10 protein-coding genes and 6 tRNA genes are annotated in these 11474 nt (G+C 31.7%); 1 reads left to right on the forward strand and 15 read right to left on the reverse strand.

Going from position 1 to position 11474, the window contains the following annotated elements; genetic code table 11:
* Positions 1-2: 2 nt before the first annotated feature.
* The 10 genes from IM532_RS04230 to IM532_RS04275 form a co-directional block, all read right to left on the reverse strand.
* Positions 3-86: transfer RNA gene (locus IM532_RS04230), tRNA-Leu, on the reverse strand.
* 32 nt (positions 87-118) lie between these two features.
* Positions 119-191 (reverse strand) — tRNA-Gly (locus IM532_RS04235).
* A gap of 25 nt (positions 192-216) precedes the next feature.
* Positions 217-300: transfer RNA gene (locus IM532_RS04240), tRNA-Leu, on the reverse strand.
* A gap of 32 nt (positions 301-332) precedes the next feature.
* A tRNA-Gly gene (locus IM532_RS04245) sits at positions 333-405 on the reverse strand.
* A 26-nt stretch (positions 406-431) separates the two neighbouring features.
* Positions 432-515 (reverse strand) — tRNA-Leu (locus IM532_RS04250).
* Positions 516-547: 32 nt separating this feature from the next.
* Positions 548-620, reverse strand: a tRNA-Gly gene (locus tag IM532_RS04255).
* A 359-nt stretch (positions 621-979) separates the two neighbouring features.
* Positions 980-1480, reverse strand: coding sequence for a DNA-deoxyinosine glycosylase (locus IM532_RS04260; RefSeq protein ID WP_228063650.1), 501 nt, complete (start codon positions 1478-1480; stop codon positions 980-982).
* A gap of 66 nt (positions 1481-1546) precedes the next feature.
* Complete coding sequence (locus IM532_RS04265) at positions 1547-3460, reverse strand: ABC-F family ATP-binding cassette domain-containing protein (RefSeq protein ID WP_194182191.1); 1914 nt, start codon at positions 3458-3460, stop codon at positions 1547-1549.
* 27 nt (positions 3461-3487) lie between these two features.
* Entirely contained in the window at positions 3488-3961 is a 474-nt protein-coding gene (locus IM532_RS04270; protein WP_194182192.1) for a hypothetical protein, read from the reverse strand.
* Positions 3954-5015, reverse strand: a complete 1062-nt coding sequence (locus tag IM532_RS04275) for an NAD(P)/FAD-dependent oxidoreductase (RefSeq protein WP_194182193.1) — start codon at positions 5013-5015, stop codon at positions 3954-3956. The genes IM532_RS04270 and IM532_RS04275 overlap by 8 nt, the downstream gene beginning before the upstream one ends.
* A gap of 204 nt (positions 5016-5219) precedes the next feature.
* Between IM532_RS04275 and IM532_RS04280 the strand changes: the two genes are divergently transcribed.
* Complete coding sequence (locus IM532_RS04280; RefSeq protein ID WP_317172979.1) at positions 5220-6146, forward strand: endonuclease/exonuclease/phosphatase family protein; 927 nt, start codon at positions 5220-5222, stop codon at positions 6144-6146.
* A gap of 38 nt (positions 6147-6184) precedes the next feature.
* Here the strand turns inward: IM532_RS04280 and IM532_RS04285 are convergent, their stop codons facing one another.
* The 5 genes from IM532_RS04285 to porK all read right to left on the reverse strand — a co-directional run bounded on the left by IM532_RS04285 (position 6185) and on the right by porK (position 11363).
* On the reverse strand, positions 6185-6586 hold the full coding sequence (locus tag IM532_RS04285) for a hypothetical protein (protein ID WP_194182195.1): 402 nt from the start codon (positions 6584-6586) through the stop codon (positions 6185-6187).
* Between the two features lie 81 nt (positions 6587-6667).
* Positions 6668-7591, reverse strand: a complete 924-nt coding sequence (gene porN / locus IM532_RS04290; RefSeq protein WP_194182196.1) for a type IX secretion system ring subunit PorN/GldN — start codon at positions 7589-7591, stop codon at positions 6668-6670.
* Positions 7592-7606: 15 nt separating this feature from the next.
* Entirely contained in the window at positions 7607-9166 is a 1560-nt protein-coding gene (gene porM / locus IM532_RS04295) for a type IX secretion system motor protein PorM/GldM (protein WP_194182197.1), read from the reverse strand.
* A gap of 48 nt (positions 9167-9214) precedes the next feature.
* A complete protein-coding gene (gene porL / locus IM532_RS04300) occupies positions 9215-9889 on the reverse strand; it encodes a type IX secretion system motor protein PorL/GldL (RefSeq protein WP_194182198.1) in 675 nt (224 codons plus the stop codon).
* 31 nt (positions 9890-9920) lie between these two features.
* Positions 9921-11363 carry a T9SS ring complex lipoprotein PorK/GldK gene (gene porK / locus IM532_RS04305; RefSeq protein ID WP_194182199.1) on the reverse strand — a complete coding sequence of 481 codons (1443 nt, stop codon included), beginning with the start codon at positions 11361-11363 and terminating at the stop codon, positions 9921-9923.
* Between the last annotated feature and the right edge of the window lie 111 nt (positions 11364-11474).

Raw genomic sequence — 11474 nt, forward strand, 5'->3', positions numbered from 1 at the left:
AGTACCTCAGGCGGGACTTGAACCCGCACGCTCTAATGAGCACAGGATTTTAAGTCCTGCGTGTCTACCAATTCCACCACCAAGGCAAAATTAATTTATATTTTCAGTTATTTCAAAGAGCGGGAAACGAGACTCGAACTCGCAACATTCAGCTTGGAAGGCTGACGCTCTACCAATTGAGCTATTCCCGCAGTATTAAAGATTAATTAAAAAAAGTACCTCAGGCGGGACTTGAACCCGCACGTCCTAATGGACACAGGATTTTAAGTCCTGCGTGTCTACCAATTCCACCACCAAGGCAAAATTTAATTTAATCTTTTATTATTTCAAAGAGCGGGAAACGAGACTCGAACTCGCAACATTCAGCTTGGAAGGCTGACGCTCTACCAATTGAGCTATTCCCGCGTAATTATTATATTAACCAAAAAAAGTACCTCAGGCGGGACTTGAACCCGCACGTCCTAATGGACACAGGATTTTAAGTCCTGCGTGTCTACCAATTCCACCACCAAGGCAAAATTTGATTAATATTTTTAATATTTCAAAGAGCGGGAAACGAGACTCGAACTCGCAACATTCAGCTTGGAAGGCTGACGCTCTACCAATTGAGCTATTCCCGCGTTTGTGAGTGCAAATATAGAACAGGATTTTTAATTACCAAACTTTTAAAAATAAAAAATCCTTATATTTTTAAAAGCCTATACTTAACTTATTAGAAACAATAATTTTACGAGTGAATATTTTTATTAAAAAATTTAATCAAATATTTCAACACTACTTCCAAATGACGAATTATTCACTAAATATCCATTTTTAAGGCTCTTTTATATAAGAATTTTAACATCGAATTCTGTAAGTATTGTGAAATTTGATGGGTAGAATAGAATAGTTGACCTCACTTTGTATAGAATCTTTGCTATTTATCATCTATTAATTAATAAAAATGAATTGATATTTTAAGATTCAAAAATTACTTTTATTAGTTTTTTGAATTTAAAATGACTTCTGACCAAACTGATATTAGTTTGTTATAAGAGTAATTGGCATTTGCAGGGCTTGTACTAGGAAGAGAATGATAAGTAATATTTTCTAATTTGGGAAAGTATTTAAGATACATTTGCTCTGCTTTTTTCCCGTTAAATATTACTTTCTTTATGTTAGGATTTTCTATAATAAAAGCATTAATATCATTAGGTATTTCATCTTTTATAGCAGTATCCAATGATCCATCTCTGTAAGCAGATTGTGCAACATCCCAAATTGCTATTTTATTATTTTCTGCGAATTGTTTTCTTAAGATATAATCTTCCTGATATTCTCCTTTAAATATATCAAATATAATTTTCCAAAAACGATTGCGGGGATGCCCATAATATTGGTTAAGCTGAATAGACATATCTCCAGGTAATGAACCTAATATAAGAAGTGAAGGTTGATGAGGCAGAATGGGTTGGAATGATTTTTTATTTATTTGTTCCATAAAAATATAACGTATAAAAAAGTGCTATATAAAAATAGCACTTTATAAACTGATTATATTGTAATGTTAAATAATTTGTGCAGATATTTCTTCCCACTCTAACATATTGCTTTCTAAATCTTTTTGAGCTTGTGTATATTCTTCAATCTCTTTTGATGTTTGGTTACCTAAAGCCATGTGCTTTTCCATTTCAGCAATTTTTGCTTCTAAAGCAGTAATATTACTTTCAACTTTAGTAAGTCGATTGTTTAAACGTTTTTGTTCTTTTTCTTCTTCAAAACTTAACACACGTTTTTCTTGTTCGATTTTTACTTCTATCGATTTTTCAACCTTAGGAGCAGCGATATTACCTTGCTCTACCTCACGGAAGTTACCAGCTTTTACTTCTGCTAAATAATCGTCAATACCAGATAAGTATTCTTTTACTTGTCCGTTACGGAAATCAAATACTTTATCTACTAAACCTTCTAAGAATTCACGGTCGTGAGAAACTAAGATTAATGTACCTGTATATTTTTGTAACGCTTTCTTTAAAATTTCTTTGGATTGAATGTCCAAGTGGTTCGTTGGCTCATCCATAATAAGAACATTAAATGGACGTAACAATAATTTACATAATGCTAATCTATTTCTTTCTCCTCCCGATAGAACTGAAACCTTTTTTTCTGAAGCATCTCCTCCAAACATAAATGCACCTAAATAGTCGCGAACATGTTTACGTGATTCTTCTGTTGCTGAATTTTCCGCTTCTTCTAATACGGTAAGTTTATCATTTAAAACATGTGCTTGGTTCTGCGCAAAGTAACCAATCTCTACATTATGTCCATGTTTTATATTTCCTGTGAAAGGTTGATCTCCCGTAATACAGCGAGACAATGTTGTTTTACCTTGTCCATTCTGTCCTACAAAGGCAACTTTTTCACCTCTGTTGATAAACATTGAAACATTATCAAAAACTTGATGATCACCAAAAGCAACACCTACATTTTCTAAATCAAAAATAACTCGACCTGGTTGGACTGCATCAATAAATCGGATATTCATCTTTGTAACGTCATCATTTTCGATTTCGATACGATCAATTTTATCCAATTTTTTGATTAATGATTGTGCCATTGAGGCTTTATTTGCTTTTGCACGGAATTTAGAAATTAATTCTTCCGTGTGCTTAATCATTTGTTCTTGGTTTTTCTGTGCTTGTTCTAGCTTAATGCGTCGATCTTCTCGTAATTCAAGATATTTTGTATAATTAGCTTTAAAGTCAGAAATATGTCTGTTTGCAATTTCTATTGTACGATTCGTCACATTATCTAAAAACTGACGGTCGTGAGATACTAATACAACAGCACCTGCATAATCTTTTAGAAATTCTTCTAACCAAATAATAGAATCGATATCTAAGTGATTGGTAGGCTCATCTAACAACATTACGTCATGCTTCTGAAGTAATAATTTTGCTAATTCTATACGCATTCTCCATCCTCCAGAAAATTCTTCTGTTGGGCGATGAAAATCAGAATTTTTAAATCCTAATCCTGCAAGAATTTGTTCAATCTCTGCATCTTTTGTATATCCACCTAAAAGACCATAACGATCTGTTAAACTAGAAATATCTTCGATTAATTTAGAATATTCATCAGATTCGTAATCTGTACGTTCTACCAATTCTTTGTTTACAAAATCTATTCGATTCTGTATTTCAACCAAAGCTTCGAAAGCTGAATCGGCTTCTTGCCACACTGTACGACCTTGTACAAAGTCAATATCTTGTGATAAATATCCAACTGTAACGTCACCTTCGTAAACAATTTCACCTTCTGAAGGTTGATCTTGTTTTGATAATAATTTTAATAAAGTAGATTTACCTGCTCCATTTTTACCAACTAAACCAACACGGTTTCCTTTATTGATACGAAACGAAACATCTTCGAATAAATATCGTCCTGAAAAATATACTCCTAAATTCTGTACTAATAACATTTTGCAAAAGTAATTCTTTTATTTGCTTTATAAAACAGATTTTGAATTTGATGATGATTTATATGCAATTAAATAACATATTATTGATAAAATTATACAAATAATTGCTGGAATAATATATGCGCTTATTAAACTTATTTTTATAATTGAAATGGGTGAAATTTCTAGAAATTTAAAATAATGCAATACTCCAACTATAATTGTTATACCTAAAGATATATTCCAATTAAGGTGTTTTTTGTATGCAATAATAAATAAGATTAAATAATTAATTGCAACTGCTATGAAACCTAAAATAATTTTAAAATAGATTAACCTTTTTAGTTTATTGGAAATTCCAAACTTGTCAGATTTTTCAGCAAAATATGCGAAATTGTCTTTACCCAAAGATGTAATTAATTCTAAAAGATCTAATTCTATGAAAATATAAAATTGCTTTATACCCATAATTAGAAGTATGGCTGCAAAAAATTGGAATAATATCGATTTAAGATTATTCATTTAACAAATGATAAAAACGTGAAATATCTGCTTCTGGGTGGATTGGAGTATCAAATTCTAAATAATTGTATAATTCTTCAACCATTACTGGCGCCAACATTGTTCCTCTAGTTCCCATCCCATTCAAACAAATTAGATTTTTAAATTTTGGATGGGCACCTATTATAGGTCTACGGTCTGAGACTGTAGGACGTATAGAAGCCTTATGATCCACTACTTGAATATCATCTTCCAAGAATTGTTTTAAACCTGCTAAAAGAATAGTTTTTGCTTCTTCTGTAATTTCATAATTTACGTTATCTCTATCATAAGTGGCTCCAACAAAAAATTCTTTATTACCTAGCGGCATTAAAAATTCTTTTGCTTTTACGACTGCGTCTGGTAAAATTGCATCTGTTTTTACACGCAGCACCTCCCCTTTTACTCCAATTATTGGTAATTGACCAAACCACGGATTTTCTTTAATATGATAACCCTCAGAAAAAATTATTTTTTTAGCTTCTATGTCTTTATATATAACTTTATTGTTTTCTATTTCAAGTAAATTATAATTAAATGATTCATCCAAACAATGATCTTTTAATTTTAAATATTGTTTAAAATCGGGTAGCAAATTACTTAAATCAATTCTTCCAGTTTCTAATACTTCTCCTGAACCAATAGGTTGATGAATATTTTTAAAAGTATTAAGGCGTGAAAAGTCTTTAGCCAAAAAATCTTTTAAATCTTCACGATCTGCTTTTTTATTCCAAGTCCTTTTTTCATTTTCATCATTAAAAATTCTGAAAACCGGAAATTCATAAACATATTTTTGGTTTAATAATTGCTCAAACGAGTTGAAAACATTTTTTAACTTTTTGATTTGTTGTTTAGCATTCCAAACAATTGCAAATCTTTTTAGAACAACGGGGTTATATATTCCTGCAGCGATTGCTGAAGCTTTATGCTTATTATCATCAATGATGATGAAAGATTTATTATTTTGTAATAATTGAAGAGCCATACAGCTACCTGCAACTCCTTGCCCAACTATTATATAATCAACTGTTTTCAAAAGTGTATATTTAAGATTACAAAGTTACTAAAGTACAATCGACTAAAACGAACTAAAACTCAAGTTATCAAAATTATGATTTACGTCTTTTATTTACTCTCAATTTTTCTGATTATATCAGTTCTATTACCTTTTATAAAAAGCGATCACTGGACAATCAGGGTATTTGATTATCCAAGATTTCAAAAATTAGTATTAATATTTGTGTCCTTTACTATTTGGATTTTTATTGATGATAAAACCATCTTAGATGATGTAATTCTGATACTCTTAGGGTTGTGTACAATTTATTTAGCATGGGTTATTATTCCTTATACTCCTTTAGGTAAACAGATGATAGATAAAGTTACACTAGATAAAGATGAAAAACCATTTAATCTTCTTGTTTCTAATGTTTATCAAGACAATACAGATTATCATAAATTAGTTAATCTAATTAATAAGAATAATCCAGATATTGTTTTCTTGTTAGAAACAAACAAAGCATGGATGGAAAACATTCGGGAAGCTACTGATGAATTTCCTTATAAAATTGAAGTTCCTTTAGAAAATACATATGGATTATTATTCTACTCAAAACTACCTATAAGATTTCATGAAGTTAATTATTTAATTAGCACAGAAATTCCATCTATAATTGTAGATGTTGAATATAATAATGAAATTGTACGACTATATGGCTTACATCCCACTCCACCAGTTCCACAAGAAAATGAAGAAAGTACAGAACGTGATGCAGAAATATTAATTACAGGTAAAGCTGCAAAAGAATATGGAAAAGCATGTATTGTCTTTGGAGACATGAATGATGTGGCTTGGAGTAGAACTACAAAATTGTTTCTGAAAACATCTCAAATGTTAGACCCTCGAAGAGGACGTGGAATGTATAATACTTTTCACGAAAAATATTGGTTTTTGAGATGGCCTCTAGATCATTATTTTTTAAGTTCACAATTTAGATTAGTAGATATGAAAATTGAAGATTCTGTAGGATCAGATCATTTTCCTATATCAATTTCTGTTGTATTAAGAAAAGATGATACATCTGGTGAGATGGAATTAGATACTGAAGAAAAACAAGAAGTTGAAGAAAAGATAGAAGATGGCATCGAGAAAGGCGATGCGAATTAAACTAAAAGAGGATTGCTAAATAGCAATCCTCTTTTAGTTTAATCAATCTCTATATAGACTAAACCTGTCGCTTCTATACGGGATCCAAATAATGCAGTTTCTGCAGCATTCTTAGAATACTTAAAACTTTTAATTTGTTCTAGTTTATATTGATTTAATTCTTTTGTTTCGATTAATTTGAATGATTTTGACTTGCGATTAAAAATATATACCGGAAATTCACCTTCTTTATACATCGATTTTCCATCTTCTAATACAGCTACCGAATTTGTATAAATAGTTTCTACAAATTCTTGTAACGATGGTTTATTCTTACGTTCTTCATCTGTAAATTTTATAACTGGCACTTTTCCAGAACTAGGTATTAACCCTTTACTATTTTCTTGTCCAAAACCTACTATTGAAAGTAATAGTGAAAAAGCAAAAATTGTTTTTTTCATAAATTGTTTTTGTAATATTCAAAAATAAAAAAACCTGCTCAGAAACTGAGCAGGTTTTTATTTTATAAATAAAGTATCTAATTAGTAATTCCACATATCAGACTCTTGTTGGATGATAGAGTTTCTTATTCTGTGATGTTCTTCTAATTGCGCTTTGGCATCTTCAGGAATATATTCGTTGATCGCCTTAACCCCTACATTTGTTTGAGCTTTGTAAATGATTGAAGAAAATCTTCTTGCATTTAAAACTTCATCATATGTAATACTAGAAGTAGAGTTCTTAGGGTTAAAGATTGTAAAATTCGCTAATTCCTTACGAGCATCTGGATACCATATCCAGAATAATGGGAACATTTCATTACTTTCAATACCAGCCATACGAGCTTGCGTCGTCTGTGCTTGGATATCTTTAGATAATAAAGCAATTCCTAATAAACGGTATTTTAATTCACCTAAACGACGATCTATGTACCATAATCCTTTTATTTGGATCATACGTACGTCCTCGTTATGCAATTGGTGTCTTAAAACTCCCTCACCTTCAGCTGGAGTTTCTCCATTAGCAGCTAAGTCATCTAGATAAGCTTGATCAACTTCAACGAATTCTAATTTACTTAGAATTTGATCATAATCTAATCTTTGAGTAAACTCATCAGTTGCATAAACTTCTTTGATACGTCCTGCTTTCATTCCATCCATTAACACCTCGTAAAGTGACTTTGAATTTTGAATAACATTATCGCCTTTTTTAGAATATGGCTGATTTAATCTCTCTTTAAGATCAATAGTTTCCCAAACTACCTTAGACCAAATGATATCTTTATCTTCAATAAAACCATATGATAATGGCTCTACATCAACATTAATAGAATCACCTGCTTCGTTAATTACTAATTTGTTAGCTCTTTGCTCTCTTAATTCTTCTGGAGATTTCGCATTTAACACATTTTGTGCTAAAGCTGCAGTAGACATTAAGAATGATAATCCAACTAAAAGATACTTCATATTTCTTTAATTATTTTATAATACTTCGATAGATACAATAGAAGCGTCTCCTGATTGTCCTAAAGAAGATTTGTATTTAATGTTGATAATTGAAATGTTATCACCACGTTTAGCTGCTGAGATAGAAGAAGCTCCACCTAAGCTGTTTCCGTTAACACGTTCAATTGGTTTTCCAGGTACTTTGATACTGAAAGATTCTACCTCACCTTTTACAGGGAATAAGAAATCTGGCCAGTCTACGCGTACTCTTTGACTTGCTAAAGATGCTTGAGGAATTCCTGCTGCTACTTTACCCATTACAACACCACGTGCTGGTGGTAAAGGTTTAACACGGAAAGTCTCTCTTACAGTTAATGTTTTACCTGAAGATGCTTTTGCAGTTGCTGTGAAAACAACTTCATTACCTGCTCCTGGTGTATGATTCCATCTATTAGCTCCAGCTGAAGATGTTGATCCAGATGAACTAGACATAGAAACTGGGCCGTTCGCACCATTAATAGTTGCTGATATTGGGTTGTCCACACCACGATAAACTACTCTTAAGTTATCTGCTACGATAGAACCTCCTGTTGGATCTTTCTCTATAATTTCAGCTGCTTTAACATCTAACGTTTGAGCAACAACTTGATAAGTTGATGGTACAATCTTAACAACTTTATTTTCTCCTGTAGAAGATTTATAAGTTAAATCACCCGTTAATTGATGAATTCCTACAGAACTTGTATTTAATTTAATAGATGCTTTACCATTTACGATTTGAGCTGATCCTACAGATGTTTGTACTGATCCCGATAATGAATTATCGTATGCACCTAATACAACATTTAAAACAGCCTCATCACCAACTTTTACAATTCCTGGAGATACAAACATACCTTCAAAAGCATTTAATTCGATTTTCTCTTTTAACTTTCCAGCTAATAAATCACGAACAATATTTCCTTCTTCTGTACGCGCATCTGCTTGTAACTTTGTTAAGTTAGATAATGCAGCAACCATTGGTTGTTCATAAAACTTCTCTAATAACCAAGATTTTTTTCCTTTACCTACTGGTTCTGTAGCAAATACTTGATTAATACGTTTTGTAGAGTTTACATCATCTTTAACGTAAGTTAATAAAAAGTTACGGAAGTTATTTACTTTAGAAACTAGTTCTTGTGCTTTTTCATTTCCGTTATCTCCACCTTTACCTTTAAAGAATAAATTCATTACAGATTCTGAATTAGCTAATAAGTTATAATCAGTTTCTTCAGCACCAGGTGTATAATTAGCTCCTTTTACTTCTTGTTTTAAACTTTCTACGTAATTGTAAAAAGCATCCGCTTCTTGCTTTACAATTTTAGCTTTAGCATCGATTGCTTGATAATCAGCTTCGTCTTTAGCTTTGGTTGTAATATTTGTATAGAATGTGTTATTATTCTCAGTTGTCAACTGCGTTGACGATTCCATTGTTAAATAAATGCTCTCGAATGATCTTAACACTTCACGATCTACATTTAACGCCATCATTGCGATAAATACTAGATACATTAGGTTAATCATCTTCTGGCGAGCATTATTGCCTCCTCCTGCCATAATTTTTTAGTAGAATTAATTAATATTTTAGTTAATAATCAGCAATGATTAGTTGTTGTTTTTCATTGCTGCTAACATTCCACCATATACGTTATTTAAAGCATTGATATTAGCAGATAATGATTTCATTTCAGCTAAAAATTGCTCAGAATGACCAGAAGATTTTTGCATCTCTTCGATGAATTGTTTATTTAATTCTACTTGTTTGTTAGACGTTTCAATTTGCTGAACATATAACGTATTTAATGCGTTAACATTTGTTGCTGCTTTAGAAATTTCGTCATTATATTGTTGAGTAGCTGCTGCTGCATTAGTTGTCTTATTAATTTCAGAAACTGCTGCTCCAAAATTATCTAAAGATGCACGTAAACTTTCAAAAACTGCTTTATCAAGTTTTGCATCAGCTAATACTTTATCTAATTCTTGTGTTAAAGAATTTCCGGCTGCTGCAACGGCTGCTGTTTTCTTAGCTACTGGAGCTCCATCTAATAATTCAGGATAAGCTTTTTCCCAAGAATAGTCTCCTTTTGGCTGATCAAAAATAGCTGCATAGAAGAAAACTAATGCTTCTGCTACTAATCCAACTGTTAATAATAAGTTTCCATTTAATGGACCAATAGAAATGTGAGTAATTTTGAATAATGCTCCTAAAATTACAACCCCTGCGAAGAAACTATATATAAAATTAGTTAAACGTTCTTTCTTGCTTGCTTGTATTGCCATGTGTGTTTAATTTGTTAAGATTAAGTTTAAATTATTTAGTTTTTCTATAAGTTACTTTAGATCCATCAGGAAATGGTTGTACTGTACGGAATCCAATAAATGAACGAGCAGAATCTTTTTGCTCCATATCTCTTGTAGAAACCATTAACATATATCCTATATCTTTCCATGAACCTCCTCTAACGACCATTTTAGTTTCATTAGATAATGTAATTGAAGGATTTAAAGATGATGCCATCTGATAAGAAGTTCTATTATGAGGTGACAATGTCCACTCAGCAACGTTTCCTGCCATATCATATAACCCATATCCATTAGGTTGGAAAGTTTTTACTGGCGCAGTGTACATAAAACCAGTTTTCTTTCCTTTCGTAATTTCTATATAATCACCACGTTTAGGCTTAAAGTTTGCTAAGTAACAACCTCTATCATCCGTTAAATAAGGACCTCCCCATGGATAAGGTGCATTCTGAATGCCACCACGAGCAGCATATTCCCACTCAATTTCTGTTGGTAATCTATAAGTTATAACTTTATTCGCAGAACCATTTTTCTTTTTCTTTTTATTCAACGCATTGTTATGGTATCTAGTACGGAAATCTGCAAATGCGTTAGCTTGATTCCAATTAACACCTACAACAGGATAGTTTGAATATGCCGAATGCCAGAAATAATCTTGGTGCATTGGGTCATTATAAGAATAATTAAAATCTCTAACCCAAACTGTAGTATCTGGATAAACATTTACTTGAAATTCTTTACGAAAATCAACTTGGAAAGTACCACGTTGTTTTGCAGCAGCCATTTGGTCTACTACAACATATTGGTAAGTAAGTTTACGCGTATCTATGCGACGCTCACCATTCATTCTTTCTTCAGGTGGGAAATATAATCCTTCCATCACCTCTGTATAATCTACATCTGGATATTTATATTTATCCCATTCTAATTTTACATTCCAATTTAATTTACGACCGTCCATCGTGTTACCGTCTCGGCCAGTATTAGATTGTTGAATGTATTCATCGTATGGAGTTCCTTCTCCATCTTTAGAACCAGAAACATAAGAGTAAGCACCGATCCCAGCATCAGAACCTCCTGGATTCATTGGATCAAAACCTAATTCTTCTGCTTTCATTGCTAAAGCTGTTCGTGCTATAGAATCCTTTACATAATTAACAAAAATCTGATATTCAGAATTTGTTATTTCCGTATCATCCATAAAAAATCCAGCCACTGATACCGTTTTCACAGGAGCATCATTATTCTGCGTGAAATCGTAATCACTTTGTCCTAAAACAAAAGATCCTCCAGGAATTGGAACCATCCCTTTAGGACGTACTGGTGTCCACGAAGAAGATGATTTCGAGGTTATTTGACCATCATTTTTATTACTATTACCTCCATTTTTCAACATTTTACAAGAAGAAAATGAAAGCGATAATAATAAAGTACTTACCAAAATTCTATTCATTCTGTTATAGATTTATTTTATACAGGGTTGTAAAACTATTATTTTATTTGAAATTATACAAATTAATATACACTCAAAAATTTAAATCAATTTACTGAAATTCAATATTTT

Source organism: Faecalibacter rhinopitheci, assembly GCF_015234135.1.
GTDB lineage: Bacteria > Bacteroidota > Bacteroidia > Flavobacteriales > Weeksellaceae > Empedobacter > Empedobacter rhinopitheci.